Genomic DNA, 25,157 nt, shown 5'->3' with positions numbered 1-25,157 from the left:
GCTCATCAGGCCGTCTCGCTCCCCCGTGCCGCGTTTTCGTTCCCCGGTGCCGTGCTCTCCCGCACGGCCGCGCTTTCCTGTACGGAGGCCTCGGCCGCCGCGGCATCCGCCGCCGCGGCGTCCGCCTCGGCCGACTCCCGGCGCACCGTCACGACCCGCTGGCCGAGCGTGACCAGGCTGCCGACGGCCACGATCCACAGCGCGATCGGCAGCAGGACCTCGATCCCCGGCACGCCGAATGTGTGCAGACCCGCGAGACCGGCCGCGACCAGCGAGATCACCAGCCGCTCGGCGCGCTCGATCAGTCCGTTCACCGCGACGGGCAGGCCGATCGATTCGCCACGTGCCTTCGTGTACGAGACGACCTGGCCGCTCGCCAGACAGAAGATGGCGACCGCGCACAGAATGTTGTCGTCGCCCTTGCCCGCGTACCAGAGCGCGAAGCCGCCGAAGATCGCACCGTCGGCGACCCGGTCGAGCGTCGAGTCGAGGAACGCGCCCCAGCGGCTCGAGATGCCGGCCTGGCGCGCCATGTTCCCGTCCACCAGGTCGGAGAACACGAACAGGGTGATGACGATGGTGCCCCAGAAGAACTCCCCGCGCGGGAAGAACCACAGCGCACCCGCCACCACACCGGCCGTCCCGATCAGGGTGACCGCGTCGGGGCTGACCCCCCTGCGGAGCAGAAACGCGGCGAACGGCGTGAGAACACGCGTGAAGAACGCACGCGCGTACTTGTTCAGCATGGCCTTCGAGCCTCTTCCCAAGGGGGGTGGCGGGCCGCGCGGCCCCTGCGGCCACCGGCTGGCCCATCGTAGTCACGGGGCGGCCCGCTCCACCCGCGGAGCCCCGGTCGCACGCGCACCCGGGCGATCACGTACGACGTATGGACGCAGGAAGACCTGAGTGGAAAGCTCGAAGGCACCGCGGGCGTCGCCGAAGCCGCCGGCCCATTCGAGCCTGATCCAGCACGCGGTTTCCGCGTGTCCGCGCCCTTCTCCTCACCGTGCACGAAAACCGGGAGGCAAGGCATGGGCGACAAGGCAAATGCACACCCTGGGGCCGCCGGCAGGGCTCTGACGGCCGACCACCCCGCGTCCGTACGGAATGTGGTGCTGGTCGGCCACAGCGGCTGCGGCAAGACGACCCTGGTGGAGGCCCTCGCACTCAGCGCGGGGGCGGTGAACAGGGCGGGCCGTGTGGAGGACGGCGGCACCGTCTCCGACTACGACGAGATCGAGCATCGCCAGCAACGCTCGGTCCAGCTGTCCCTCGTACCCGTCGAATGGGGCGGCATCAAGATCAACCTCCTCGACACCCCCGGATACGCGGATTTCGTCGGGGAACTGCGGGCCGGTCTGCGAGCAGCGGACGCGGCCCTTTTCGTTGTCTCGGCAGCGGAGGGTACGCAAGGCATCTCGGGCGCCACCCGCATGGTGTGGGACGAGTGCGCGGCCGTCGGGATGCCGCGGGCCATCGTGATCACTCACCTGGAGGCGGCGCGGGCCGACTTCGACCAGATGACCCGGGCGTGCGCCGAGACCTTCGGCGGCGACGACCCCGATGCCGTACTGCCGCTCTATCTGCCGCTGCACGGCGAGGCGGGTGCCGATGGGCACGCGCCCGTGCACGGCCTGATCGGGCTGCTCTCGCAGAAGGTCTTCGACTACTCGTCCGGCGAGCGCAAGGAGCGCCCGCCGTCCGGTGACGAATTACCGCTGATCGAGGAGGCGCGTAACCGGCTCATCGAGGGGATCATCGCCGAGAGCGAGGACGAGTCCCTGATGGACCGCTATCTGAGCGGTGAGGAGATCGACTTCAAGACCCTCGTGGGTGATCTGGAGACCGCGGTGGCCCGCGGCATCTTCCACCCGGTGCTCGCCGCGGCGCCCGCGGCCGAGGGCTCCAAGCAGGGCCTGGGCACGGTGGAGCTCCTCGAACTGATCACGGGCGGCTTCCCCACTCCCCTGGAGCGCCCGGCCCCCGAGGTGACCACCCCGTCCGGCGCGCCGCGCGAGGTGGCCGCGTGCGATCCGGAGGGTCCGCTCGTCGCCGAGGTCGTGAAGACCTCCTCCGACCCGTATGTGGGGCGGATTTCTCTCGTACGGATCTTCTCGGGGACCTTGCGTCCCGACGAGACCGTGCATGTCTCGGGCCACGGCCTGGCCGACCGCGGACATGAGGACCATGACGTGGACGAGCGGATCGGCGCCCTGTCCTCGCCGTTCGGCAAACAGCAGCGCACCCTCACCAAGGCCATCGCGGGAGACCTGGCCTGTGTGGCGAAGCTGAGCCGGGCCGAGACCGGGGACACCCTGTCCCACAAGGACCAGCCGCTCCTGATGCGGCCGTGGACCATGCCGGACCCGCTGCTGCCGCTGGCCATCCAGGCGCACAGCAAACCGGACGAGGACAAGCTCTCGCAGGGTCTTTCCCGGCTGGTGGCCGAGGATCCGACGATGCGTCTGGAGCAGAATCAGAGCACCCACCAGGTCGTCCTGTGGTGCCTGGGAGAGGCCCATGCCGACGTGGCTCTTGAGCGGCTGCGGAACCGGTTCGGCGTACAGGTCGACGTCGTCCCGCACAAGGTGTCGCTGCGCGAGACCTTCGCGGGCAAGGCGGCGGCGCGCGGGCGGCATGTGAAGCAGTCCGGCGGACACGGTCAGTTCGCGATCTGCGAGATCGAGGTGGAGCCGCTGCCGGGCGGCGCGGGCATCGAGTTCGTCGACAAGGTCGTCGGGGGCGCGGTGCCGAGGCAGTTCATCCCGTCCGTCGAGAAGGGGGTACGGGCCCAGGCCACGCGAGGCGTCGCGCTGGGGTATCCGCTGGTGGACGTGCGGGTGACGCTGCTCGACGGAAAGGCGCACTCGGTGGACTCCTCCGACGCCGCGTTCCAGACGGCGGGGGCGCTGGCCCTGCGGGAGGCGGCGGCGGGGATGACGATCCATCTCCTCGAACCGGTCAGCGAGGTGCAGATCCTGGTCGCGGACGACTATGTGGGCGCCGTGATGAGCGATCTGTCCGGCCGGCGCGGCCGCGTGGTCGGCACCGAACAGTCGCCGGGCGGGCGCACGCTCGTACGGGCCGAGGTGCCGGAGATCGAGATCGGGCGGTACGCGGTGGATCTGCGCTCGCTCTCGCACGGAACCGGGCGCTTCAGCCGGCGCTATGCGCGCCATGAGCCGATGCCGCTGCAGCAGGCCGCCAAGTTGCGGGAGGAGGCGGAGAGTTCGAGCTGAGGCCCCCTGCCCGCCAGGTGACAGCCGCCCGCGCCGTTCCCCTCTCGGCGCGGGCGGTCCATGGAACCTGTGGACAACCGGGCGGCAGGTTTTCCACAGGCCCGGACACCTCTCGTCGCCGCCCGATACATTGTTGATCTGCGCATCCGACCTGCGGACCGCTGCCTGATGGCGAGTCAAAAGGTGTGCCGGGCGGGGAAGTCGGGAAGGCCGCAGAAGCAGCGATGCGGCGATGGGGGCGGCAGTGGCGAACAATTTTGACTCGGCCTTCGATTTCAGGCCCGGTGCCCAGGTGCCTCTTTCGGGCGCCGCGGGCGAGACCGCGGCGACGCATGCCCTGGCCTCGGCCGCGTACCGGGACACCGACGTCGACGAGCTGCTCAAGGCGAACAGCGAGTGGCACAAGTCCGAGATAAAGAAGGGCAAGTTGTCGCTCTTCAAGCCGGACCTGGGCGAGGCCTTCTCACGGGCCGTCCAGGTGCGCACGCTCGGCGGCGGCCGCAAGCCGCTGATCCAGTCCTTCGGCACCGAGCCGCAGGCAGTGGTCGAGCACTGTCTCGCCGCGACCGGGATCCGCAAGCAGCGGGACTCCCAACTCACCGTGGTGATGGGCGTGTTCGGCGTGCTCTTCCTGCCGGGGCTGCTGATCTGGCTGCTGATCTTCCAGGCCCGGAAATGGATCAGCGACCAGAAGGACAAGCGCGCCCAGGCGCTGTCCACAGCGCTGCTCGTGGGCGCAGGCGGCCTGCTGCTGCTCTTTCTGATCCGGCTGCCGTTCACGGGGCTCGCCGGTCTCTATCTGCGTGCCATGATCGTGGCGCCGGTGATCGGCTGGCTGCTCGCCAAGCAGATATGCGAGCGCACGGCCAAGGACATGCGTCTGCGCTGGGAGAGCCTCCTCGCCGGCGGCGGTATCGGCGCGAAGATCCCGGAGGCGGTGCCCACCAACCCCAACGAGACGGCCGCCGAGCGCCTGCGCCAGGGCCTGGCCCACCTCACCGCCGAGCAGCAGTCCAACTCGGTGTTCTACGCAGGCCCCAAAGGCATCCTCGGCATGGGCACCCGCTGGGGCAGCTGGCAGCTCGCCGAGGAGCTGACACCGCGCGAGCCGGGGGCGGAGATCCACCCCTTCCGCAGCTGGGACGTCATCCGCGCGATCCATGACCAGCTGCGGCTCCTGGAGCGCGGCCCGCTGCACACGGGCGGCTTCCCCACCCCGTCGATACGCCACTGGATCGTCACGCCCGTCGGGGAGAACGCCAAGGAGGTCGCGCGCCCCAAGGGCACCGACGTCGAGGCGTACCAGATCAAGGGCCACGAGATACAGCGGATCTGCAACGAGCAGCAGTTCGGCAGCGGTGACCGCCACTATCTGGGTGTGCAGTTCCGGCTGTGGGACGGCCAGTTGGTGATCACCATGCTGATCACCGTCACCGTGCTGCATCACACCCTGCGGATCGAGGTCACCGGGCATGCGCTGGGTCCGGTGCACGCCCTGTTCACCACCAAGCCGAAGGCCAAGGTCAAGGAAGTCGCGAAGACGGTCAGGTTCTGGGAGACCAAGGAGGTCAAGCAGCCGCTGGTGGGCACCACCGACGTGGTCCGGCTCGCGGCGCGTGCGCCCTTCACCTGGTATCCGCCGCTCCTCGACTTCCTCGGCGGCAAGCTGATCCTGCCCGAGCCCTTCGGTCTGCGGCACGCGTGGGCCGACAAGCCGTGGCGGCACCGTTTCATGGCCGACGACGCCCTGCGCACCGCGACGCCGGTGCTGCGGGTGGTGCATGCCTCCGCGCTCAAGGTGCTCCAGGAGAACGGCGTGGACACCGAGCGCTGGGACAACCGCTCCCTCATCCTCAGCGGACTGGTGCAGGACCCGACGCCGCGCAAGGCGGATGTGTACGACGCGTGATCATGCCTGCGGGCCCGGCGCATCACCAACCGGGCCCGCAGGTCAGGTCGTTGGGCTCACGCCACTGGGCCCACCGGCCAAGCCCACGCCGCAGGGGCGCCTCAACCCACCGGCCAGGCGTCCGCCAGCATCTTGCGCGTATCGGCGAGGAGTTGCGGCAGGATCTTGGTGTGCCCGACCACCGGCATGAAGTTGGTGTCGCCACCCCAGCGCGGCACGATGTGCTGGTGCAGATGGGCCGCGATACCGGCGCCGGCCACGGTCCCCTGGTTCATCCCGATGTTGAACCCGTGCGCGCCCGAAGCGGCACGCAGCGCGCTCATCGCCTGCTTGGTGAGCTCGCCGAGTTCGGCGGTCTCCGGGCCGGTCAGCTCGGTGTAGTCCGCGACGTGCCGGTAGGGCACGACCATCAGATGGCCGCCGTTGTACGGGTACAGGTTCAGCACCGCGTACACCTGCTCGCCACGCGCCACGACAAGGCCGTCCTCGTCGGACTTCGCCGGAATCGAGCAGAAGGGACAGCCGTCCTCGGCACCCGGGCCGGTGGGCTTGTTCTCGCCCTGGATATAGGCCATCCGATGGGGCGTCCACAGGCGCTGGAACGCGTCCTTGGTCCCCACTCCGATCTGCTGCTCCGGCTCACTCGTCATGCTGTGCAGCATATGGCTTCGCCCGTTCGGAGCGTGTCGCCGGGGCCCTCCCGCCGACCGCTCCGGCGAAGCTGGCCCGATGGAAGACGACAGCCCGCAGGAGCGCTGGCGGCGGCGCACCGAGATCCCGCTCGCCATCGGTTCGATGCTGTTCCTCGGCGCCTACGCCACGAAGGTCCTCGCGCCTGACATGGGACCGGGATGGCACCACTTCTTCATGGCGGTGATCCTCGGCGCCTGGGCCCTGTTCGCCGTGGACTACGCGGTGCGCTGGCGGATGACCGGGAGCGGCCTGAAGTACATCCGCACCCACTGGCTGGAAACACTGGTCCTGCTGCTGCCTCTGCTGCGCCCGCTGCGCGTCGTACGGCTCTACGAGGCCATCCAGATGCGCCACGGCGAACCGCGCCTGAGCCTGTACGCACGCGTGATGGTCTACGCCGGCCTGTCGGTCCTGCTGCTCGGCTTCGCCGGCGCCCTGGCCGTCTACCACCACGAACACCTCGCACCCGGCGCGGACATCCGCACCTTCGGCGACGCGGTCTGGTGGACCTGCACCACGCTCTCGACCGTCGGCTACGGCGACATGGCGCCTGTGACCCCCGTCGGCCGTCTGGTCGCCGTCGGCCTGATGGCCTGCGGCCTGGGGCTGCTCGGTGCGGTGACCGGTTCGTTCTCGTCCTGGCTGATCCAGGTCTTCACGCTGGAGGACGCGAAGCGCAGGGCCCGCGGCCGCCGCTGACCCGCCGCGAACGGCACGAGGCCCCGGGCGGTTGAGCGCGCCCAGGGCCTCGTGCGGAAACTCGTACGGAAAAGCTCGTACGAACAACTCGTACGGAACAACTCGTACAGGAAAAGCGGATCAGACCTGCACCCGCTCCTCCACCGCCTTCGCAATCTTGGCGATGGCCTCGTCGACCGGAATGCCGTTCTCCTGGGAGCCGTCGCGGTAACGGAAGGACACCGAACCGGCGTTCATGTCCTCGTCGCCCGCGATGACCATGAAGGGCACCTTGGCCTTCTGCTGGTTGCGGATCTTCTTCTGCATACGGTCCGAGGACGAGTCGACCTCCACCCGCAGGCCCTTCTCACGCGCCTTGGCCGCGAACTCCTCCAGGTACTCCACGTGCGCGTCACCGATCGGGATGCCGACGGCCTGCACAGGCGCGAGCCACGCCGGGAAGGCACCCGCGTAGTGCTCGAGCAGCACGCCGAAGAACCGCTCGATGGAGCCGAACAGCGCCCGGTGGATCATCACCGGCTGCTGACGCGAGCCGTCGCCCGCGGTGTACTCGAGGTTGAAGCGCTTGGGCTGGTTGAAGTCGACCTGGATGGTCGACATCTGCCACGACCGGCCGATCGCGTCCTTGACCTGCACCGAGATCTTCGGCCCGTAGTACGCGGCACCACCCGGGTCGGCGACCAGCGGCAGGTTCTGCTTCTCGGCCGCCAGGCGCAGCGCCTCGGTGGCCTCGGCCCAGTCCTCGTCGGTGCCGATGAACTTGTCGGAGTCGTCGCGGGTGGACAGCTCCAGCTCGAACTCGGTCAGACCGTAGTCCCGCAGCAGGTCGAGCACGAAGGTCAGGAGCGTGTCGAGCTCCTGCGGCATCTGCTCCTTGGTGCAGTAGATGTGCGAGTCGTCCTGGGTGAAGCCGCGCGAGCGGGTCAGACCGTGCACGACGCCGGACTTCTCGTACCGGTACACGGTGCCGAACTCGAAGAGCCTCAGCGGAAGTTCACGGTACGAGCGGCCGCGGGACTTGAAGATCAGGTTGTGCATCGGGCAGTTCATCGCCTTGAGGCGGTAGTTCTGCTCGTCGAACTCGATGGGCGGGAACATGCCCTCCGCGTAGTGCGGCAGGTGACCCGAGATCTCGAAGAGCTTCTCCTTCGAGATGTGCGGGGTGTTCACGAACTCGTAGCCGGAGGTCTCGTGCGCCTTGCGCGAGTAGTCCTCCATGACCTTGCGGATCACACCGCCCTTGGGGTGGAAGACCGCGAGACCGGGGCCGAGCTCCTCCGGGAAGGAGAACAGGTCGAGCTCCGCGCCCAGCTTGCGGTGGTCGCGCTTCTCGGCCTCGACCAAGAAGTCCAGGTACGCCTTCAGCTCGTCCTTCGACGGCCAGGCGGTGCCGTAGATCCGCTGCAGCTGCGGGTTCTTCTCGCTGCCGCGCCAGTACGCGGCGGCCGAGCGCATCAGCTTGAACGCGGGGATGACACGGGTGGTGGGCAGGTGCGGGCCTCGGCAGAGGTCCTTCCAGCACAGGTCACCGGTCTTGGCGTCCAGGTTGTCGTAGATGGTCAGCTCGCCGCCGCCCACCTCGGCGTCGGCGCCGTCGGCGGCCTGCGCGGCATTGCCCTTGAGGCCGATGAGCTCCAGCTTGTACGGCTCGTCGGCGAGCTCGACGCGGGCGTCCTCGTCGGTGGTCACGCGGCGCGAGAAGCGCTGCCCCCGCTTCTGGATCTCCTGCATCTTCTTCTCGATGCGCTTGAGGTCCTCGGGGGTGAAGGGCTCCTTGACGTCGAAGTCGTAGTAGAAGCCGTCCTTGATGGGCGGGCCGATCCCGAGCTTCGCTTCGGGGAACAGCTCCTGCACGGCCTGCGCCATGACATGCGCGGTGGAGTGGCGCAGGATGTTCAGACCGTCCTGGGACGAGACCTCGACGGCCTCGACCTCGTCACCGTCGGACAGCTCGTACGCGAGGTCCTTGAGCTCGCCCGCGACACGGGCGGCGACGATGGTGCGCTCGCCGGCGAAGAGTTCCGCGGCCGTAGTGCCCGTAGTCACCACGCGTTCTTCCCGCTCGGAATCGCGTTGGATGATCACACGGACGTCAGACACGGGTCTCTCCTAGCTGAAGGGGTCGCGTCGCCGTACGAATGGCCACGCAGATCGAATCGTACCGAGCCGACCCCATCGATCGCGAAACGGTTACCCGCTCCCCCGCACCCCGCGCTCAGTCCCCGTCCTCGCCGCTGCACGCCTCCTCGAAGAAGTCGAGGTTCTCCTGCAGCGACTTCATCATCCGATCCCGTACGGCCTCGTCCACCTGCACCGGCACCACATCCGACGCCCCGGTCAGCCGCCGGAACCCGCCCCGGCTCTCCAGACGCCCGCTGACCCTGATCGGCAGCCCGACCAGATGCGCACTACCCGCGATCCGGTACGCCTCCTCGTCCAGGCTCAGCCGCACGTGCGGCACGTCCGCCCCCGCGATGACCCGCAGCCGTACGGTGCCCGTACCCCGCGGTCCGTTGCGCCGCATCCGTACGACGGTCCCGGTGATCCGTACCGGCAGCGCGGGCTCCTCGCGCAGGAACCGGGCCCCCGCCTCCCGCAGCACCGGAAGATCACCTGGCGAGAACTCCACCGCCTCGGGCCGCGGCGCGCAGCCCTCGGGCACCCCGGCCGCCGGCGCCCAGGCGAAGGTGACCCGCGCCCCCTCGGTGCCGCGCACGAGCGCGACGACGGCCTCGGTCAGCTCCTGGCTCACCCCGGCCTCGATCGCGGTGTCGAAGGCCTCCATCCCGCCGGTGGCCCGCTGGTAGTCGATGGCCTCTCTGGCCGCGAACAGCGCGTGATGCAGTCGTACGACGAGAGCGCGGCCGGTCTCGACGGGCACGAACGCCGTCAGTTCACGCCCGCCGGGCGCGGGCCCGACAAGAAGCTCACGCAGCGACCCTGCGGCCGGCCGCCGGTGCCGCGCCCCGTAGTACCCGGCGCGTTCGCGCACCGCGAGCGCCCCGGCGATCAGCATCTTCCTTGCGGCGCCCCGCAGTTCCTCCTCCGCCGCCCAGGGCGCGGTGCCCGCGGGCCCGGCCGGTACATCGCGCGACCAGCGGACCTCGTCGCTCGGCAGCGCGAGCGCCACGAGGACGTCGCGTGCGGACGGAGCGGCGCTGCGCGACAGCGCGACCAGTGCCTCGTCGAGCAGGTCCTCGCTGTCCGGGAACGCCCGGCTCTCGGGCACCAGCAGACTCGTACCGGAAGAGCCCCCGGGCGGTGTCCAGCGCGCATAGCGCCCGACGGCGCCACCGCGCCGCCGCCAGCCGTGCCGGTCGAGCAACTCCCTGAGCACGGCGGGGTCTACCCGCGTAGCGGGGGCCGATTCGAACCCGTCGACCGGGTGCGGCCGCAGCGGTTCATCGGCCGAACGGTGCTGCATCACGGCCTGCCTCCCGTTCCGACCCGCGTCATGATCTCGCAGAGCGCCCGGTCGTCGAATATCCGCGTGGTCGGTATGCGTACGGTGGTCCGGCGCCGGCCGGTGATCCGGTGGCCGGCGAGGTTGACCCAGTAGCAGCAGTGCCGCAGATCTAGCCGGTCATGGCTCGCTCTGAGCCAGTCCTCCTGGGAGCGCGGCACGAGCATCACCACCAGGATCTTGTGCACCGAGACGGGGGTGCGGGCCAGCTTCGCCAGATGCTCGTTGTCCAGCGTGAACGAGAAGGCGGAGCCCGGGGGGTTGGGCGCGATCTGGTACGTGGCCTTGAGCTGCACCTTGATGGTGACCTCGTCGTCGATCGCATGCCCCGGCGCGCTGTGACTGACGTGCCAGTCGATCCCGTTGTCCGGAAAGGGCTGCGACAGCGAGCACCCCGCCGCGGCCGCGACGGCGTGCAGATATCCCACCTGCAGCGTCTCCATGCAGGCGGTGGTGGCGAGGGTGCCGCGCAGCGGTGCAGTCCGCTCGGGCAGCAGCCCACTGTTTTCGGGCTGCGCGAGCGCCATGGTCGACGAGCCTTCCGGGGTGGGGCCGGTGCCTCCGGCTCCCGCGTGGAAAGCCAGAGTGATCGAAAAGTAAAGATTCTCCCGCGACGGGCGGTCAACTGCCGTTTCCGTCACTTGTGTTGTGACCGGTCGGCATACGCCGCAAACGGTCCGGGCATCACCAGGTCGGGGCAGGGGTAGCGCATCATCTGCCAGGAGTGAACAGGGAGTTGCATCACTATGACGTGCTGGTACGAGGGACCCCTGGCCGCCTTCGACACCGAAACCACGGGCGTGGACGTGGAAAGCGACCGCATTGTGTCCGCCGCGATCGTCGTCCAGGACTCGGCGGGCGCCCGGGCGCGGACGATCCGCTGGCTGGTCAACCCGGGTGTACCGGTGCCCGCGGGCGCCACGGAAGTCCATGGTCTGACCGACGACCATCTGCAGCGCAACGGCCGCTGGCCCTCCCCCGTCATGGAGGAGATAGCCCGCGAGCTGGCCGAACTCAACGCCTCGGGACGGCCCTTGGTGGTGATGAACGCGCCGTTCGATCTCACGCTCCTGGACCGCGAGTTACGCCGCCACCGCGCGTCGTCGCTCGGCCGCTACCTGGAGAACCACCCGCTGTGCGTGCTCGACCCGCGCGTCCTCGACAAGCACCTGGACCGCTACCGCAAGGGCCGTCGCACGCTGACCGATCTGTGCGAGCACTACGAGGTGGAGCTGACGGGCGCACACGACGCGGCCGCCGACGCCCGGGCTTCCCTGGATGTCATCCGCGCGATAGGCCGCCGTTTCGCAGCCCGTCTCGAACGCCTCAACCCGGCCGAGCTGCACTCGCTGCAGGCGGTGTGGCACGCGGGCCAGGCCCGGGGCCTTCAGGCCTGGTTCGCCCGCAGCGGCACGGTGGAAGTGGTGGACCCGGCCTGGCCGCTCCGCCCGGAGCTGCCCGCCGCGGCTTGATCCCGTACACGAAAAAACCGGTCCGTCGACGACGGACCGGCCTTCTTCCGGGTGGGCGATACTGGGTTCGAACCAGTGACCTCTTCGGTGTGAACGAAGCGCTCTCCCACTGAGCTAATCGCCCGGGAACGCACTGAACCATACAGGTCGGGACGGCCCCGGTTCAAACCCGTTCTCACCGCGGAGCCAGGTATCCGACCAGGCCGCGCCTCCCGTTGCGCATCATCAGCGCGTGGTTGAGCAGGAACACCGGCCGCCCCGGCACGGCGAACCGCCGCATCAGCCCCCGCTGCACCCGCACTTCCTGCTCGTACACCGCACGCGAGCCGCCGTTGTACGAGGAGACGGTCCACCGGGCCCACCCCTGCAGGTCCCCGCTCGCCGCCACTTCGAGCACCCCGGCCTCGGGATCGCGCCGTGCGGAGCGGACGGTGACGAGCAGCTCGTACGGCAGGAAGGACCGGATCCGCACCACCCCGGTGTCCTCGTCGTGCCGGATCGTCTCGCGGATCTCGCGCCACCAGGAGGGGTACGCCTCCACCTCCTCGAGCACCCGGAACACCGCGTCCGGCGCCGCCGGCACGTCCCAGACACTGCGGAAGCGGTAGTGGGTCCAGTCCATGGCTCCAGTGTCGCCCCGGGACGTACTCAGCGGGAGATGAGTACATGAGCGCATCCGCGGCCGTATGACCCGGGCCACACTCCGTGCCATGACGAGCATTCCGCCGCCGGCCGAGGAACTGCGCATCCTCGACGTCGAACTCGCCCGACTGGACGCCCGCCGCGCCCAGTTGCTGGCCCGCAGGGCCTGGCTGGTCAGCGTCCTGCAGCAGAGCGCGCCACCGGCCTGGCCTGCGCGCACGCCTGCCACGACGGGCCCGGACGCAAGGCCCGGGACCGCGGGTCCGCACGCTCCGCGCGAGACCGCTGCCCCTGGTGTGCAGAACGTCCTGCTGACCCTGGGCGGCATCCTGCTGGCCATCGCGGCGATCGCCTTCACCCTCGTGAGCTGGGGCTCCATGGGCATCGGCGGGCGCAGTGCGGTACTCGGCACGATCACCCTGGGCGCGCTGGCGCTGCCCGCGTTCCTCCTGCGCCGCGGCCTGTCCGCGACGGCCGAGGCGATCGCGGCGGTCGGCCTGCTCCTGACGGTCCTCGACGCGTACGCCCTGCACGCCGCCGCCCTGCCGGACACCGACCCGCTCGCCTACGCGGCCGCCGCGTGCGCCGCACTCGCCGCGCTGTGGACGGCTTACGGCCTGCTCGTACGGAATCTGCATCTGCCGCTTCCGGCGGGAGTGGCCGCCGCCCAACTTCCGCTGCTGCTCTGGTGGGCGTCGTCGGATGCGGGTCCGCACCTGCTCAGCGCCGCCCTGCTCGTCACCTCGGCCGCGTCCACGACGGCCGCGCTGTATCTCACGCGTGTGCCGGCGCGGGTGACGGCCGGTGCGGGTGCCGCGGCGGTGGGTGTGTTCGGCCTGCTCACGGCCACGGGACTGATCCTGGACGCCGCGTCGCCCGCAGCCGCCGCCGAGGCCGCCGGCCACCTGCTGTTCGCCGCCGCGATCGCCCTCCACGCCGCCTGGCGCTCCCCGCGCACCGAACTCGCGACCGGCGCGGCGGCGGTCGCCGCCCTCGCCGTCCTCATCGCGACCGGCGGCGTGCTGCGCACACTCCTGCCCGGCGAGTGGGCGGTCGTTGCTGAACTGCTGTGCGCGGCGGCCCTATTGACGCTCGTACGCAGCGCACTGCCGCGGCCGGTACGGCGGGGCCTCGCCGCGAGCTGCGCCCTCGTCCATGTCCTGGTCCTCGCCTGGACCGTGCCGGCGCTCGGCGCTTCGGTGCTCGGCCCGGCGCGGCAGCTCGGCGAGGTGTGGCAGGGCGCCACGCACCGTGAGGCGGTGGCGGGGGCCGACGGTCTCGCCGTGGCCGCCGCGCTGCTGATCGTCGCGGCCGTGCTCGGGGCCGCGTATCGCGGGGGCGAGGGCCGCACCTGGCGCACCCCGGCCGCCGTCGGCGCCGCAGTGGCCCTGTGGGCCGGGCTCGCCACGCTGCCCCTGTCGCTCCGCCTCCCCCACGCGGCGGGGCTCACCGCACACCTCACGCTGGCGGCACTCGCCCTGACCGCGGCGCTCCTCGCGGCCCGTGCACTGCTTCCTGAGGAGGCGCACGAGCCGGCAGCCGACAAGGCGCCGCAGCCATCGACAGCGGCCGCACCCGGCCGCGCCCTCGCCGCCACGGCCCTGGTCTGCTTCTACGCCTCCGCCCTGACTGCGGCCCTGCTCGCCCTGGCGACCGAAGCGGCCACGTTCACCACGCTCGGCCTCCTCCTGACGCTCACGATCGCCGCCACGGCCCTGCACCCGCACGGCGTGGCACAGTCCACGCTCGCCGTCACGGCCGTCGCCGCCGCCACGGGCCTGGCCCTGGCCCTCGCGTCCGCCGGTGAACTGCCCGCCCACCAGGCCGCGTTCGTCCTCCTGGCCGTCCCCGCGGCAACCGCACTGCTCGGCGCCCGTCTGCGCACCGAGCCGTACGCGCTGCCCGTGGAGCTCGCCGGCGCAGGCGCTGCCGCGCTCACCCTCGGCCTCGCCTCGACGGATGCGCCCGCCCTGTCCCTGACGCTCGCCCTGGCCGGCGTCATCGCCTCGGCCACAGCCCTGCGCGCCGACCGCCGCCCTGCCGCGGCGTACCTCGCGGGCGCCCTCTTCCTGCTCGCCACATGGGTCCGCCTGGCCGCCTCGGACATCACCACCCCCGAGGCGTACACCCTGCCGGTGACCGTCCCGGCCCTCGTCATCGGACTCCTGCGCCGCCGCCGTGACACCGAGGTCTCGTCCTGGACGGCGTACGGGCCCGGCCTCGCGGTGACGCTGCTGCCCAGCCTCGCCGCGGCCTGGGGCGATCCGCACTGGCTGCGCCCGCTGCTGCTCGGCTCGGCGGCCCTGCTCGTCACGCTGCTCGGCGCGCGCCACCGGCTGCAGGCCCCACTCGCCCTCGGCGGCCTCACGCTCGCCCTGGTGGCCCTGCACGAACTCGCCCCGTACGTCGTGCAGGTGGTCGGCGCACTCCCCCGCTGGCTGCCGCCGGCCGCGGCGGGAATGCTGCTCCTCACCCTCGGCGCGACGTACGAACAACGCCTGCGAAATGCCCGCCGTCTACGGGAACTTGTGGGCCGTATGCAGTGACCGCGGAGCTATTTGCCCGAATAGCGCCAACCGCCAACTCCCAAAGGCCAAATACCCCTGAAATGCAAGAAGTCCGCGAGATACGGAATCTCGCGGACCTCTTGTCCGGGTGGGCGATACTGGGTTCGAACCAGTGACCTCTTCGGTGTGAACGAAGCGCTCTCCCACTGAGCTAATCGCCCGGGCGCAGGAAGAACTTTACCGCACGTCAGGGGCGCCCCGGACCACCCCCGCGGTCAGCGGTTCACTCGTCGATCTTCCACGGCATGGTGAAGCCGAACTTCCACAGGTAGATGCCGAGCAGCACGCCGATGACCACCAGGCCGATGCTCGTCAGGATGATGTTGCGCCGCCGCACCTTCGGGTCGAGCGCGCGCTGCGCCGCCTCCGTGAGCTTCCGCTTCGTCCAGCGCATCACCAGCTGGGCCCAGACGAACTCGGTGGCCCAGATCGCCATGCCACCGAAGATCACGACCCATCCGGGCCCCGGAAGCGGCAGCATGATGATGCCGGCGATCACGACGGCGAGGCCGACGACGAAGACGCCGACCTGCCAGCTGAGGTGCAGCGACCTGCGTGCCTGGATGAACGCGGGGGCCTTGGACCCGAGCCCCTCCTCGGTCACGGTCGTCCCCAGTACCTCGTGTACCTCGTTTTCGCCGTCCTTCTGCGCCGCTGCGCCGACGGCTTCGCCCTGGTCGTTACTCCCCGTATTCATGCCGCCAAACATTACCGGACAGAAACCGTTCACCGGAATGGCTCTATCACTCGAACCGGGACTCCGCTGTACGAGCTACCAAAACCGACTCAAATCCCTCAGAGGGGTTTACAACGGCACCGTAGGTGGCATGTCGATTTCGCCGACGTGCGAATCCCCGAGCGCACACTGAGCGAAAGGCCCTGGCGCTTATGAACACCACGGTCAGCTGCGAGCTGCACCTGCGCCTCGTTGTGTCGAGCGAGTCCTCACTGCCTGTACCCGCAGGACTGCGGTATGACACGGCCGATCCCTACGCCGTGCACGCAACCTTCCACACCGGAGCGGAGGAGACCGTCGAGTGGGTCTTCGCCCGCGATCTCCTCGCCGAGGGCCTGCACCGGCCCACCGGCACCGGTGATGTCCGTGTCTGGCCGTCCCGCAGTCACGGTCAGGGCGTCGTCTGCATCGCCCTGAGCTCCCCGGAAGGAGAGGCATTGCTCGAGGCCCCGGCGCGGGCCCTGGAGTCGTTCCTGAAGCGGACCGACGCCGCCGTGCCCCCGGGCACCGAACACCGTCACTTCGATCTGGATACGGAGCTCTCGCACATCCTGGCCGAGAGCTGAGCCAGTCCGAGAGCAGCCCGGCGCCGTCCACTCGGGGAGACGGTCCGGGCATGGACAACCGCATACAGGCAGTGAACGGCGTCGTCGCCGCGGGAACCTCCGCGGCGGCGGCGCCGTTGTTTCCTGGCACAAGCACCGCATATCCAGGCACCGCGCATGTCCGGAGCGGACCTGGGCAGGCGGGCAGGGGTTCGCCGCGGGGACAGCCGCTAGCATCGGCCAGCAATCGGCGGGCAGCGGCCCGGCCTTCATCGCAGGGAGCGAATGTGCTGATCACCCACGACACCCGGTGCGCGCTGGACGCCGTGGTCGATCTCGTGAACACGGCGCCCGACGAAGAGGGCTCCGACGGGGTCGATGGTCTTTCCCTGATCGCCGATCTCGAGGACTTCGTGCGGGAGCACAACATCAGCGGCGTGAGCGCGCTGACCGACCGGGATCTTTCGGCGGTGCGGGGGATCCGCGACCGGTTCTGCGAGGTGTTCGCGGCGAAGGACGCTGCGCGGGCGGCGGCGCTGATCAACGAGCTGGTGGCCTCGGCCGGCACCACACCGCAGCTGACCGACCACGACGACTTCGACTGGCATGTGCATTACTTCGCGCCCGGCGCCTCGGTCGCGGACCACCTCGCGGCGGACTGCGGGATGGCCCTGGCGTTCTTCGTGGTCGCGGGCGAGCAGGAGCGCCTCAGGCGCTGTGAGGCGCCGGACTGCCGGCGGGCCTTCGTGGACCTGTCCCGTAACCGCTCGCGGCGCTACTGCGACAGCCGTACCTGCGGGAACCGGCTGCATGTGGCCGCCTACCGCGCCCGGCGCAAGGAAGCGGCGGGCTGACCCTCCCGGGTACCGGCGTCAGAGCCGGAACAGGCCGGCCCTCCCGGGTGCCCGCGTCAGAGCAGGAACAGGTCGTGCATGGCCGCGGCAAGGAGCAGGCAGCCGATCACGCCCAGGAAGATCATCAGCGGTGGCTGGGAGAGGGCGAAGAGACAGCCGCGCTGTTCGGAGGCGGGAGCGGGGACTGTCGGCGGATTCGTGGGGGGCGCGGGGGCCTCGCCCTGGGTGGTGTTCATCTCGGGGCGATGATGACGTACCCAAGGGGCCCGGTGGGCCTCAACTCACCCTTTCGTGCGGGGAGTTCGCTTATTCGCGTATACCTATGCGGGCACCCGTGACCGCGGGTGCGGGGCGTGCGGGCCGGACGCGCGCCTGTGTCAGATGCCGTGCTTCTTGAGGATCGCTTCGATGTCGCTGAAATCCTCGGCCGGCGCGGTCGACTTCGGGCGGGTCGCCGGCTGGGCGCCGGTGCGCCCGGCGCCGAGCGAAGGGGCCGAGGCCCTGGGCTCGACCGCCGCCTCGCGACCGCTCGCCTTCGCGGCCTTGCGCTCCTTGCGCCCGCCCACTCCCGTACGCCGTTCGACGGCGCGGCTGGTCATGAACAGGACCCACGACAGACCCAGAATGCCGACACCGATCCAAGTGGACGGCTTGAAGACCAGGTCGGAGACCCACTCGACCACGCCCGTCATCACGAGCCCCACCGGAACGAGCGAGTAGGCGGCGATCCTGGTCGCGGCCAGGAATCGCTTGCGATACGCGGTGATCGCGGCGATGCCCAGGCCTGCCGCGGACACGGCGGAACAGATGGTCTCGGCAAGCATCCGGCCCTCCAGCGATGGGTTCGGTCCTCGGCGGAATATTCGCCGAGGGTCCCCTCCATCGTGCACCGTTCCCCGGCTCCGGGGCCACGATCCGGAGCCACCTCAGGGAGAACTCGGGGTTCATCTCCTCCGCAGGTCCGGGTTGGGTCGGTGCGTCCGCCCCTGGGAGACTGACCCCATGAACGACTCCGCCCCCGCAAGCCCCGCCCGTCCCGTGCTCGACGTCTGGTGCGAACTCCAGTGCTCCGACTGCGGCACCGCCCTCGAAGACCTGCACGCCCTGCGCGAGCGGTACGGCGACCGGCTCGAGCTGCGTCTGCGCCACTTCCCGCTGGACAAGCACAAGCACGCGTACGCCGCCGCCCAGGCCGCCGAGGAAGCCCTCGACCAGGGGCAGGGCTGGCCGTTCGTGGAGGCGGTCCTCGCGCGGGTCGCGGAGTTCGACTCGGCCGGTGAGCAGGTGCTGCTCGACGTGGCGCGTGAACTGGGCCTGGACGCCGAGGAGTTGGACACGGCGCTGATCGACGGCCGGCACACGCTGATCGTGGACGCGGACCAGGCCGAGGGCAAGGCGATCGGCGTGACCGGCACGCCCACGTACGTCATCGACGGCGAGCGCCTCGACGGCGGGCAGAGCCAGGAGGGGCTGCGCGAGCGCATCGAGACGATCGTGGACCGGCTCCTGGCCGCCTAGGACCGGCTCTTGGCTGCCCCGGGCCCCCTCCGACGCTCCGAGGGGGCCCGTACAGAACCCTCAGAGCGGCTTGTACACGCTGTGTGAGACCGGCCGGTAGTCGAGGGATTCGTAGAGCCGGCGGGCCGGAGTGTTGTCCGAGAAGACGTTCAGCGCGATGCGCTCGACGCCTGCTTGGCGGGCCTCGTGCTCCGCGAGGAGCATCAGGGTGCGGCCGTGACCCCGGCCGCGGTACGCCTCCTCGACCTGCACCCAGTACACATAGCGGCCCTCCTCCTGGCCGGCGACCCAGATGATGCCCGCCACGTCGTCGCCGTCCAGGAGGCAGGTGAACCACATGTCCGGCGTACCGAGGCCGTCGGGCAGCAGCCGGGCATGGTCGCTCTCGGACTTGGCGTAGGCCTGCTCCTCGGGCACGCCGCGGTCCATCCATGTCCTGGCGTACTTGATCTTGGTGTCGGCGAGCCAGACCGGGTACTCGTCCTCGTCCATCGGACGTGCGCGGTACCCCGCCGGCAGCACGGGCGCGGGGCCGGTGAGCTCCTTCGCCATTCCGCGGTTGCGCTCGACGTAGCCGAGGGCGCCGGCCAGACGCAGGGCCGTGGCCGCGTCCGCCGGTATCTGCGCCTCCACCCGCGTGCAGCGCCAGCTGCGCAGCACCTCTTCGGCCGCGAGGGCGGCCACCGTGCCGCGGCCGCGCCGGCGGTCCGGCTCGTCGATGTGCAGCGAGCGGATCTGGCCCACGGTCGGGCCGTACGCGGGGTGGGTGGCGAGCTCGATGGCGCCGACGGGCCGGCTGTTCACGCAGACCTGGAACGGGCGGGAGCGGGCGCCGTCGGCGCTGCGGTGGAGCGGCGCGGTGGGCCGCAGGGTCGTGGTCATCACAGGAGTTCTACCCAGAGCCGGGGCGCCGCGTCATCCCCCGGCCGGTCTTCGGCCGTCTCAGGGATCCAGGTCGTCCGCGGCACGCTCGTCGAAGACGCGCATCGCCTTGGCCGTGACCGGTCCTGGTGCCAGTTCACGGTCGTCGACGCGATGGACGGCCTGGATGTCGCGCAGGGTCGAGGTCAGGAAGATCTCGTCGGCCTCGGACAGGACCTCGAAGGGCAGGTCGGTCTCCTTGGCGCCGGTCCATTCGACCGCGAGGGCCCGGGTGATGCCGGCGAGACAGCCGGAGGCGACGGGCGGCGTGTGGATCTCGCCGTCGAGCACGACGAAGACATTGGAGCCCGTGCCCTCGCAGAGCCGGTCCACGGTGTTCGCGAACAGCGCCTCGCTGGCGCCGTGTTCGTGGGCCCGGGCCAGGGCGACGACGTTCTCCGCGTACGAGGTGGTCTTGAGGCCCGTGAGCGCGCCGCGCTCGTTACGGGTCCACGGCACCGTGATCACCGCGGTGCTGTCCGGCCTGCGGGCGGTCTCGCCGAGGGCGACCACGAGGGTCTGGCCGACGTCGCCGCGGTCGGATCCGAGCGGGGAGATACCGCCGGTGTACGTGATGCGCAGCCGGCCCAGCGCCACCGGGTTGGCCTCGATCACGGCGGCGCACGCCCGGCGCACCTCGTCGAGGTCGGGCTCGGGCAGACCGAGGCCGCGGGCGGAGCGGGCGAGCCGGTCGAGGTGGCGGGTGAGCGCGAAGGCGCGTCCTTCGACCGTCTTCACGGTCTCGAAGACCCCGTCGCCGACGGTCAGTCCGTGGTCGAGGACGGAGACCCGTGCCTCGTCGTGTTCCTGCAGTGCGCCGTCGAGCCAGATCTTCACGCGTGGTTCCCTCCGCTTGCGCCGTACGTTCCCGATGCTACGGCCAGCAGGCGCGACGCCTTCAGCTCGGTCTCCTGCCACTCGCGCTCGGGGTCGGAACCCCAGGTGATGCCCGCACCGGTACCGAAGCGAAGCACGCCCTCGGCGCGGTCGATCCAGAACGTGCGGATGCCGACGGCCAGTTCGCCTGTCCCCCGGTCCGCGTCGACCCAGCCGATCCCGCCGCAGTACGGGCCGCGGGGCGCCGTCTCCAGGTCCTCGATGATCCTGAGCGCGCTCGACTTGGGCGCCCCGGTGACCGAACCGGGCGGGAAGGTCGCGGCGAACAGCTCGGGCCAGCCCGCCCCCTCGGCCAGCTCGCCGCGCACGGTCGAGACGAGGTGGACGAGCCCCGGGTGCTTCTCGACCACGCACAGCTCGGGGACCGTCACGGAGCCGGTGGCGCAGACCCGGCCGAGATCGTTGCGTACGAGATCGACGATCATCACGTTCTCGGCGTGGTCCTTCTCCAGGAGGTCCGCCTCGGTGCGCCCCGTGCCCTTGATCGGCCCGGACTCGACGGTCCGCCCGTCACGGCGCAGGAAGAGCTCCGGGGACGCCGTGGCGATCTCCACTCCGTGCTCCGGAAGCCGGATCGTTCCCGCGTACGGAGCGGGGTTGCCGTGCGCGAGCTCCGCCGTGAGCGCGTCCACGTCGGCGTCGGCGCCGATGGGAGCGCTCAGGACGCGGCAGAGGTTGGCCTGGTAGACCTCGCCGGCCGCGATGTGCTCGCGGACGCGCCGTACGCCCTCGGTGTAGGCCGCGCGGTCCAGGGAAGACGTCCAGGCGTCCGCCGAGGGCCCCCGCCAGCGCCCCGTACGTACCGGAGGCGCCTCGCGTACGTCGCCGAAGCGGGCGCAGACGAGACGGCCCTCGAAGTCGGCCGAGACGGCCCAGAAGCCGGTGGAGTCGAGAGCTGCGGGATCACTGGTGACATCGCGCAGATCGGTGGCGATGAGGCCGCCGAGGCGTGCCATGGGAGCGGGGTCGTGCACGGCTGCGAGTCTATGACCGGCTCTCCGGGCTCGCCCCGGGGCCGCCGCGAGCCGGTGTCAGGGCAGCACGCTGCGTAAACGAGTTTTTGTACTGGCCCTGGAATCCGCTACAGTTCAACACGTCGCCGGGACGCGAAAGCCCCCGGGGAGCAGGCGAACGTAGCTCAGTTGGTAGAGCGCAACCTTGCCAAGGTTGAGGTCGCGAGTTCGAACCTCGTCGTTCGCTCGGAAGAGCAGGGGGATCCTTCCCGAACCCCCACACTCCTGGTGGAGTGGCCGAGAGGCGAGGCAACGGCCTGCAAAGCCGTCTACACGGGTTCAAATCCCGTCTCCACCTCCAAGCGCGATTAGCTCAGCGGGAGAGCGCTTCCCTGACACGGAAGAGGTCACTGGTTCAATCCCAGTATCGCGCACCAGCAGTACCGAAGTCACAGACAACTGAAGATCTTGGTCCTTGCTTGACAAGGATCCCCGCGCGATTAGCTCAGCGGGAGAGCGCTTCCCTGACACGGAAGAGGTCACTGGTTCAATCCCAGTATCGCGCACGCACCACTCACGACCTGCGGGTCGTGGTCCCGCGCGATTAGCTCAGCGGGAGAGCGCTTCCCTGACACGGAAGAGGTCACTGGTTCAATCCCAGTATCGCGCACCGGCAAGAAGCCCCCGGCCTGATCGGCCGGGGGCTTCTTCGTGCGCGGGGCCCGGGGCCCTGGGCTCAGGAGGAGAACAGCATCCGGCCGAAGCTCTTGTTCCGGTGGTGGCCGTGGTGGCCGTGCTGACCGCCGTGGTGCGGGGCTCCCCAGGCCGGGGCGGGCGGCGCCGGGTATGCCTGCGGGGCCGGCGCGGGCGGCGGAACCTGCTGGGACCACTGGGACTCAAGGCGGGTCAGCGACTCCAGCTCGCCGTAGTCCAGGAATATCCCGCGGCAGCCGCTGCACTGCTCGATCTGAACGCCGTTGCGGTTGTACGTGTGCATCGCTGCATGGCACTTGGGGCACTGCATCGTGGGCTCAACTCCTCGCCGGTCGTGACGGTTTCACCGGAATCTTTGCCCGGCTTCGGTCTCCCGCAGACTACTTCGGGGATCTTCAGGTCAACTCGGCGGGTAGCGCGGCAATACGGTCACAGGCCCGCACCACCGTCTCCTCCACCTCGTCGAGCGCTCTGTTCTCGCGTACGGCCTTCGCGACGGCGAGGGCGGCGGTCTGGACCGTGAGGGCCTTGGCGGGCACGTCGAGTGCGGGCCAGGGGTCTTCGTCGGCGGGCACGGCGGGGCCGCCGGCCGCGCGGTAGGCGCCGAGGAAACGGGCCCACTCGTCGGGCAGAAGGAGACCGGCCGCGTACCAGGCGGCGGGGCGGGCGAGGTCCCAGGCGGGGTCGCCGGTGCCCAGGTCGTCGATGTCGATGAGAAGCCAGCGGCCCTCGTGGCGCACGAGCTGGCCGAGGTGGAGGTCACCGTGGCAGAGCGCCGCGGCGTGCGTCAGGGGCGCTTCGGCACGGGCCCAGGCGGGGAGCGTGGCCCAGGCGCGTTCGACGACGGCGGCTGCGGGATGGAGGGCCGCATCCCGCGTACGGGAGAGGGCGGCTCGGATACGGGAGACGGCGCGGGCGGCTTTCAGGGGACCGCGCATGGGGGACAGAGGGCCCGGCAGGACGTCGACGGGCGTGCCGTGGAGGCGGGCGAGCAGGTCGCCGGCCGCTTCCCAGGGTGCGCGCTCGGGGTGTTCGGGGTCGACGGGGGTGCCGTGCGGCCAGTATGTGAGGGGGCGGCCGTCGAATTCCGTCCGCAGGCTCGGCAGCGGTGCGAGCAGGATGCCGTTGAGCGCCGGGTGTGCGGCGACGGCGAGTTGGACGTCGAGCCGGGCCCTTTCCGTATCGGAGGCGTGGGCTTTGACGACGAGTTCACCGTGCCGCACCACGGTGCCGTCGGACCGGTCCGCGAGGACGGGTGTGCTGCAGGCGCAGTCCTGCGGCGCCGCATGCGCCCGCACCCGCGCCGCGGTGCCCAGCGCCCGGACCAGCTCTGCGGACACGGCTCCCCCAAAGGTCGTACGTACTGCGGGCAGGGTACGCGGCGTGCCCCGGGCAGCACACAGCCCGCGCAGCTCCCCAGCTGCGCGGGCCCTTTGTGCCGTCCGCCGCACCCCCGTCCCCACGGGGTTATGGCCGTGTGTCCCCGCCCGGACCGCTCTTCCGGGCCTGGGGCGCCGCTCAGCGCCCCAGCATCACGCCCACGGACGACGCCTGTGTGACCACTGCTTCCCAGCCGCCGAAGACGACGACGAGCAGGGCCGCCAGGGGAAGCACCATGGCCGTGGCCACCAGCGGGTGGCGCCGGCCGGAACGGCTGCCGCTGAACGCGGCATATGCCTTACGTCCCTGCGTGCGGATCATCGCCCGCGCTACCGTGTCCGCCATGGTCCCTCTCCTGTCATGTCTGGCAGCGGCGAGTGTCTGACCTCGGGGGACGAGTGCTGCACTCGCCGCTTGACTTCAAATCTAGGGGCGCGGGCCGCCCCGGTCGTCATGCCCTCGTACCGATTACCGGGCCTCCTGCAGGAGGACCCCCGCGCCCCTTTCGTACTCCCCTGGGTGGAGACGAGGTCCTAGGACTTGGGGTCTTCCCGGAGGGGTCGCTGTTCCTCGGAGGCGTGTTCGCGCGGGACCGGCTGCTCGACCAGCGCGAGGACGCGGGTGGCCATGAAGCGGGCCGTGCGCACCACGGAGCCGCTGCGCGTGACTTCGCTCACTTCGACCACACCCCGGCGCACCGCGGTTTCCACTCGGCGGCCGGCCCGGCTGGCCACCACCTCGTATGTCCTCGTCGTGTCCCCGGCGTCCACGACTATCTCGACTCGATCGCCCTTCATACGTCCAATCCCCCTTCTGCGACGGCCCGTTGACGAACCGGGCACCCCGAACGGCCCTGGTCCGCAACTTTTCTGACCACCCTTCAAGTCTCCCACCCGGCACTGACAATCGATCTGTCGCCGAAGGCGCGGCCTATGCGCGCGAATGAGCGCGAATACGTAAGCTGTGGCTCGTCATTCATGAGGGCGGCCAGGCAGCGGGGATGGACATGGCGATGATGCGGCTCCGGCGCGAGGATCCGCGGGTCGTCGGCTCGTTCAGGCTCCACCGGCGGCTCGGTGCGGGCGGGATGGGCGTCGTCTATCTCGGCTCCGACCGGCGGGGGCAGCGGGTCGCGTTGAAGGTGATCCGGCCGGATCTGGCGGAGGATCAGGAGTTCCGTTCGCGGTTCGCCCGTGAGGTGTCGGCGGCACGCAGGATCCGCGGCGGCTGTACGGCCCGGCTCGTGGCGGCCGATCTCGAGGCGGACCGCCCGTGGTTCGCGACGCAGTACGTGCCCGGGCCTTCCCTGCACGACAAGGTGGCCGACGAGGGTCCGCTCACGGCGGCCGAGGTGGCCGTGGTGGGTTCGGCGCTGTCCGAGGGCCTTGTCGCCGTGCATGAGGCGGGTGTGGTGCACCGCGATCTCAAGCCGTCGAACATCCTGCTCTCGCCCAAGGGCCCCCGGATCATCGACTTCGGTATCGCCTGGGCGACGGGCGCCTCCACGCTGACCCATGTCGGTACGGCCGTCGGCTCGCCCGGCTTCCTCGCGCCCGAGCAGGTACGCGGGCAGGCGGTGACGGCGGCGACGGATGTGTTCTCGCTGGGCGCGACCCTCGCGTACGCGGCGATGGGTGACTCGCCCTTCGGGCACGGCAGTTCCGAGGTGATGCTCTACCGCGTGGTGCACGAGGAGGCGCAGCTGCAAGGGGTGCCGGATGCCCTGTCACCGCTCATCCGGGCGTGCCTCGCGAAGGACCCCGAGGAGCGGCCGAGCACGCTCCAGCTGTCGATGCGGCTCAAGGAGATCGCCGCGCGTGAGGCGCAGTCGCCGACGGACAGCCGGCCGCCCGCGCCCCGGCGCGATGCGGACCGGCCGACGGCGCACGTCGACGAGCGGACGCAGTCCGTCTCGCAGAGCCGTCCCGCCCCCGAGCGTCCGCGCCGCCCCGGTC

25 protein-coding genes and 7 tRNA genes are annotated in these 25,157 nt (G+C 70.5%); 14 read left to right on the top strand and 18 right to left on the bottom strand.

The annotated features are described in order from the left end of the window. Positions 1 to 5: 5 nt before the first annotated feature. On the bottom strand, positions 6 to 746 hold the full coding sequence (pgsA, locus tag G6045_RS04770) for a phosphatidylinositol phosphate synthase (RefSeq protein ID WP_165330518.1): 741 nt from the start codon (positions 744 to 746) through the stop codon (positions 6 to 8). A gap of 285 nt (positions 747 to 1,031) precedes the next feature. Here pgsA and G6045_RS04765 point away from each other — a divergent pair, with 285 nt between their 5' ends. Beyond that, positions 1,032 to 3,239 (top strand): elongation factor G-like protein EF-G2, encoded by a 2,208-nt coding sequence (locus G6045_RS04765; protein ID WP_165330517.1) that lies wholly within the window; start codon positions 1,032 to 1,034, stop codon positions 3,237 to 3,239. A 232-nt stretch (positions 3,240 to 3,471) separates the two neighbouring features. After that, complete coding sequence (locus G6045_RS04760) at positions 3,472 to 5,148, top strand: hypothetical protein (protein ID WP_165330516.1); 1,677 nt, start codon at positions 3,472 to 3,474, stop codon at positions 5,146 to 5,148. Positions 5,149 to 5,249: 101 nt separating this feature from the next. Here the strand turns inward: G6045_RS04760 and G6045_RS04755 are convergent, their stop codons facing one another. Further along, positions 5,250 to 5,810, bottom strand: a complete 561-nt coding sequence (locus G6045_RS04755) for an HIT family protein (protein WP_165330515.1) — start codon at positions 5,808 to 5,810, stop codon at positions 5,250 to 5,252. A 67-nt stretch (positions 5,811 to 5,877) separates the two neighbouring features. Here G6045_RS04755 and G6045_RS04750 point away from each other — a divergent pair, with 67 nt between their 5' ends. Continuing rightward, positions 5,878 to 6,540: a potassium channel family protein gene (locus G6045_RS04750; protein WP_165330514.1), complete on the top strand. Its 663-nt coding sequence runs from the start codon at positions 5,878 to 5,880 to the stop codon at positions 6,538 to 6,540. Between the two features lie 120 nt (positions 6,541 to 6,660). Here the strand turns inward: G6045_RS04750 and thrS are convergent, their stop codons facing one another. The 3 genes from thrS to G6045_RS04735 all read right to left on the bottom strand — a co-directional run bounded on the left by thrS (position 6,661) and on the right by G6045_RS04735 (position 10,530). Further along, positions 6,661 to 8,640, bottom strand: coding sequence for a threonine--tRNA ligase (gene thrS / locus G6045_RS04745; RefSeq protein WP_165330513.1), 1,980 nt, complete (start codon positions 8,638 to 8,640; stop codon positions 6,661 to 6,663). Between the two features lie 115 nt (positions 8,641 to 8,755). Further along, positions 8,756 to 9,964 (bottom strand): hypothetical protein, encoded by a 1,209-nt coding sequence (locus tag G6045_RS04740; RefSeq protein ID WP_165330572.1) that lies wholly within the window; start codon positions 9,962 to 9,964, stop codon positions 8,756 to 8,758. Then, positions 9,964 to 10,530 carry a DUF4365 domain-containing protein gene (locus tag G6045_RS04735; RefSeq protein WP_165330512.1) on the bottom strand — a complete coding sequence of 189 codons (567 nt, stop codon included), beginning with the start codon at positions 10,528 to 10,530 and terminating at the stop codon, positions 9,964 to 9,966. The genes G6045_RS04740 and G6045_RS04735 overlap by 1 nt, the downstream gene beginning before the upstream one ends. A gap of 219 nt (positions 10,531 to 10,749) precedes the next feature. On the opposite strand from G6045_RS04735, the gene G6045_RS04730 reads away from it, so the two are divergent. Then, positions 10,750 to 11,475, top strand: a complete 726-nt coding sequence (locus tag G6045_RS04730; protein ID WP_165330511.1) for a 3'-5' exonuclease — start codon at positions 10,750 to 10,752, stop codon at positions 11,473 to 11,475. 52 nt (positions 11,476 to 11,527) lie between these two features. Here the strand turns inward: G6045_RS04730 and G6045_RS04725 are convergent. Both G6045_RS04725 and G6045_RS04720 read right to left on the bottom strand, forming a co-directional pair. Then, positions 11,528 to 11,599: transfer RNA gene (locus tag G6045_RS04725), tRNA-Val, on the bottom strand. A gap of 51 nt (positions 11,600 to 11,650) precedes the next feature. Beyond that, positions 11,651 to 12,097 (bottom strand): SRPBCC family protein, encoded by a 447-nt coding sequence (locus G6045_RS04720; protein WP_165330510.1) that lies wholly within the window; start codon positions 12,095 to 12,097, stop codon positions 11,651 to 11,653. Between the two features lie 88 nt (positions 12,098 to 12,185). Between G6045_RS04720 and G6045_RS04715 the strand changes: the two genes are divergently transcribed. Beyond that, positions 12,186 to 14,663 (top strand): SCO7613 C-terminal domain-containing membrane protein, encoded by a 2,478-nt coding sequence (locus G6045_RS04715; RefSeq protein WP_206343265.1) that lies wholly within the window; start codon positions 12,186 to 12,188, stop codon positions 14,661 to 14,663. 110 nt (positions 14,664 to 14,773) lie between these two features. On the opposite strand, the gene G6045_RS04710 is transcribed toward G6045_RS04715, so the two are convergent. Beyond that, positions 14,774 to 14,845, bottom strand: a tRNA-Val gene (locus tag G6045_RS04710). A 62-nt stretch (positions 14,846 to 14,907) separates the two neighbouring features. Beyond that, positions 14,908 to 15,381 (bottom strand): TIGR02611 family protein, encoded by a 474-nt coding sequence (locus tag G6045_RS04705; RefSeq protein ID WP_165330509.1) that lies wholly within the window; start codon positions 15,379 to 15,381, stop codon positions 14,908 to 14,910. Positions 15,382 to 15,572: 191 nt separating this feature from the next. Here G6045_RS04705 and G6045_RS04700 point away from each other — a divergent pair, with 191 nt between their 5' ends. Both G6045_RS04700 and G6045_RS04695 read left to right on the top strand, forming a co-directional pair. Then, a complete protein-coding gene (locus tag G6045_RS04700; protein ID WP_003959770.1) occupies positions 15,573 to 15,986 on the top strand; it encodes an SsgA family sporulation/cell division regulator in 414 nt (137 codons plus the stop codon). A gap of 266 nt (positions 15,987 to 16,252) precedes the next feature. Then, positions 16,253 to 16,819 carry a CGNR zinc finger domain-containing protein gene (locus tag G6045_RS04695; protein WP_165330508.1) on the top strand — a complete coding sequence of 189 codons (567 nt, stop codon included), beginning with the start codon at positions 16,253 to 16,255 and terminating at the stop codon, positions 16,817 to 16,819. A 56-nt stretch (positions 16,820 to 16,875) separates the two neighbouring features. Here the strand turns inward: G6045_RS04695 and G6045_RS04690 are convergent, their stop codons facing one another. Beyond that, positions 16,876 to 17,055 (bottom strand): hypothetical protein, encoded by a 180-nt coding sequence (locus tag G6045_RS04690; protein ID WP_165330507.1) that lies wholly within the window; start codon positions 17,053 to 17,055, stop codon positions 16,876 to 16,878. Positions 17,056 to 17,196: 141 nt separating this feature from the next. Beyond that, positions 17,197 to 17,643, bottom strand: a complete 447-nt coding sequence (locus G6045_RS04685; RefSeq protein WP_165330506.1) for a hypothetical protein — start codon at positions 17,641 to 17,643, stop codon at positions 17,197 to 17,199. 178 nt (positions 17,644 to 17,821) lie between these two features. Here G6045_RS04685 and G6045_RS04680 point away from each other — a divergent pair, with 178 nt between their 5' ends. Further along, a complete protein-coding gene (locus tag G6045_RS04680) occupies positions 17,822 to 18,337 on the top strand; it encodes a DsbA family protein (protein WP_165330505.1) in 516 nt (171 codons plus the stop codon). Positions 18,338 to 18,397: 60 nt separating this feature from the next. Here the strand turns inward: G6045_RS04680 and G6045_RS04675 are convergent, their stop codons facing one another. From G6045_RS04675 to G6045_RS04665, 3 genes are read right to left on the bottom strand one after another with little or no spacing between them, the layout of a single operon-like run. Then, a complete protein-coding gene (locus G6045_RS04675; RefSeq protein ID WP_165330504.1) occupies positions 18,398 to 19,219 on the bottom strand; it encodes a GNAT family N-acetyltransferase in 822 nt (273 codons plus the stop codon). A gap of 60 nt (positions 19,220 to 19,279) precedes the next feature. Then, positions 19,280 to 20,095 carry an aminotransferase class IV gene (locus G6045_RS04670; protein ID WP_165330503.1) on the bottom strand — a complete coding sequence of 272 codons (816 nt, stop codon included), beginning with the start codon at positions 20,093 to 20,095 and terminating at the stop codon, positions 19,280 to 19,282. Then, a complete protein-coding gene (locus G6045_RS04665) occupies positions 20,092 to 21,129 on the bottom strand; it encodes a chorismate-binding protein (protein WP_165330502.1) in 1,038 nt (345 codons plus the stop codon). The genes G6045_RS04670 and G6045_RS04665 overlap by 4 nt, the downstream gene beginning before the upstream one ends. Positions 21,130 to 21,282: 153 nt before the next feature. Here G6045_RS04665 and G6045_RS04660 point away from each other — a divergent pair. The 5 genes from G6045_RS04660 (at position 21,283) to G6045_RS04640 (ending at position 21,778) form a co-directional block, all read left to right on the top strand. Then, a tRNA-Gly gene (locus G6045_RS04660) sits at positions 21,283 to 21,355 on the top strand. A gap of 40 nt (positions 21,356 to 21,395) precedes the next feature. Next, a tRNA-Cys gene (locus tag G6045_RS04655) sits at positions 21,396 to 21,469 on the top strand. 1 nt (position 21,470) lies between these two features. Beyond that, positions 21,471 to 21,545: transfer RNA gene (locus G6045_RS04650), tRNA-Val, on the top strand. 57 nt (positions 21,546 to 21,602) lie between these two features. Continuing rightward, positions 21,603 to 21,674, top strand: a tRNA-Val gene (locus G6045_RS04645). 32 nt (positions 21,675 to 21,706) lie between these two features. After that, positions 21,707 to 21,778 (top strand) — tRNA-Val (locus tag G6045_RS04640). Between the two features lie 66 nt (positions 21,779 to 21,844). Here G6045_RS04640 and G6045_RS04635 read toward each other — a convergent pair. The 4 genes from G6045_RS04635 to G6045_RS04620 all read right to left on the bottom strand — a co-directional run bounded on the left by G6045_RS04635 (position 21,845) and on the right by G6045_RS04620 (position 23,999). After that, a complete protein-coding gene (locus G6045_RS04635) occupies positions 21,845 to 22,132 on the bottom strand; it encodes a TFIIB-type zinc ribbon-containing protein (protein WP_165330501.1) in 288 nt (95 codons plus the stop codon). 85 nt (positions 22,133 to 22,217) lie between these two features. Continuing rightward, positions 22,218 to 23,162 (bottom strand): aminoglycoside phosphotransferase family protein, encoded by a 945-nt coding sequence (locus tag G6045_RS04630; RefSeq protein WP_165330500.1) that lies wholly within the window; start codon positions 23,160 to 23,162, stop codon positions 22,218 to 22,220. A gap of 178 nt (positions 23,163 to 23,340) precedes the next feature. Further along, positions 23,341 to 23,547, bottom strand: coding sequence for a hypothetical protein (locus G6045_RS04625; RefSeq protein ID WP_165330499.1), 207 nt, complete (start codon positions 23,545 to 23,547; stop codon positions 23,341 to 23,343). Between the two features lie 188 nt (positions 23,548 to 23,735). Then, on the bottom strand, positions 23,736 to 23,999 hold the full coding sequence (locus G6045_RS04620) for a hypothetical protein (protein WP_165330498.1): 264 nt from the start codon (positions 23,997 to 23,999) through the stop codon (positions 23,736 to 23,738). A gap of 203 nt (positions 24,000 to 24,202) precedes the next feature. Between G6045_RS04620 and G6045_RS04615 the strand changes: the two genes are divergently transcribed. After that, positions 24,203 to 25,157 (top strand): serine/threonine-protein kinase (locus tag G6045_RS04615; RefSeq protein WP_235967561.1); only part of this gene is annotated, 955 nt, incomplete at its 3' end.

Source organism: Streptomyces mesophilus, assembly GCF_011044995.1.
In the GTDB taxonomy this organism is placed as follows: Bacteria; Actinomycetota; Actinomycetes; order Streptomycetales; family Streptomycetaceae; genus Streptomyces; species Streptomyces mesophilus.
Note: the sequence above shows the minus strand (reverse complement) of the source record. Positions and strands in the feature narration are given on the sequence as shown.

What these genes read in the sequence shown, in the direction of transcription:
- G6045_RS04740 (WP_165330572.1), bottom strand. Translation starts at nt 9,964, where the DNA reads ATGCAGCACCGTTCGGCCGATGAACCGCTGCGGCCGCACCCGGTCGAC.
- G6045_RS04620 (WP_165330498.1), bottom strand. Translation starts at nt 23,999, where the DNA reads ATGAAGGGCGATCGAGTCGAGATAGTCGTGGACGCCGGGGACACGACG.
- G6045_RS04625 (WP_165330499.1), bottom strand. Translation starts at nt 23,547, where the DNA reads ATGGCGGACACGGTAGCGCGGGCGATGATCCGCACGCAGGGACGTAAG.
- pgsA (WP_165330518.1), bottom strand. Translation starts at nt 746, where the DNA reads ATGCTGAACAAGTACGCGCGTGCGTTCTTCACGCGTGTTCTCACGCCG.
- G6045_RS04720 (WP_165330510.1), bottom strand. Translation starts at nt 12,097, where the DNA reads ATGGACTGGACCCACTACCGCTTCCGCAGTGTCTGGGACGTGCCGGCG.
- G6045_RS04685 (WP_165330506.1), bottom strand. Translation starts at nt 17,643, where the DNA reads ATGCTTGCCGAGACCATCTGTTCCGCCGTGTCCGCGGCAGGCCTGGGC.
- G6045_RS04755 (WP_165330515.1), bottom strand. Translation starts at nt 5,810, where the DNA reads ATGCTGCACAGCATGACGAGTGAGCCGGAGCAGCAGATCGGAGTGGGG.
- G6045_RS04700 (WP_003959770.1), top strand. Translation starts at nt 15,573, where the DNA reads ATGAACACCACGGTCAGCTGCGAGCTGCACCTGCGCCTCGTTGTGTCG.
- G6045_RS04765 (WP_165330517.1), top strand. Translation starts at nt 1,032, where the DNA reads ATGGGCGACAAGGCAAATGCACACCCTGGGGCCGCCGGCAGGGCTCTG.
- G6045_RS04690 (WP_165330507.1), bottom strand. Translation starts at nt 17,055, where the DNA reads ATGAACACCACCCAGGGCGAGGCCCCCGCGCCCCCCACGAATCCGCCG.
- G6045_RS04715 (WP_206343265.1), top strand. Translation starts at nt 12,186, where the DNA reads ATGACGAGCATTCCGCCGCCGGCCGAGGAACTGCGCATCCTCGACGTC.
- G6045_RS04760 (WP_165330516.1), top strand. Translation starts at nt 3,472, where the DNA reads ATGGGGGCGGCAGTGGCGAACAATTTTGACTCGGCCTTCGATTTCAGG.
- G6045_RS04635 (WP_165330501.1), bottom strand. Translation starts at nt 22,132, where the DNA reads ATGCAGTGCCCCAAGTGCCATGCAGCGATGCACACGTACAACCGCAAC.
- G6045_RS04675 (WP_165330504.1), bottom strand. Translation starts at nt 19,219, where the DNA reads ATGACCACGACCCTGCGGCCCACCGCGCCGCTCCACCGCAGCGCCGAC.
- G6045_RS04705 (WP_165330509.1), bottom strand. Translation starts at nt 15,381, where the DNA reads ATGAATACGGGGAGTAACGACCAGGGCGAAGCCGTCGGCGCAGCGGCG.
- G6045_RS04730 (WP_165330511.1), top strand. Translation starts at nt 10,750, where the DNA reads ATGACGTGCTGGTACGAGGGACCCCTGGCCGCCTTCGACACCGAAACC.
- G6045_RS04735 (WP_165330512.1), bottom strand. Translation starts at nt 10,530, where the DNA reads ATGGCGCTCGCGCAGCCCGAAAACAGTGGGCTGCTGCCCGAGCGGACT.
- G6045_RS04750 (WP_165330514.1), top strand. Translation starts at nt 5,878, where the DNA reads ATGGAAGACGACAGCCCGCAGGAGCGCTGGCGGCGGCGCACCGAGATC.
- G6045_RS04680 (WP_165330505.1), top strand. Translation starts at nt 17,822, where the DNA reads ATGAACGACTCCGCCCCCGCAAGCCCCGCCCGTCCCGTGCTCGACGTC.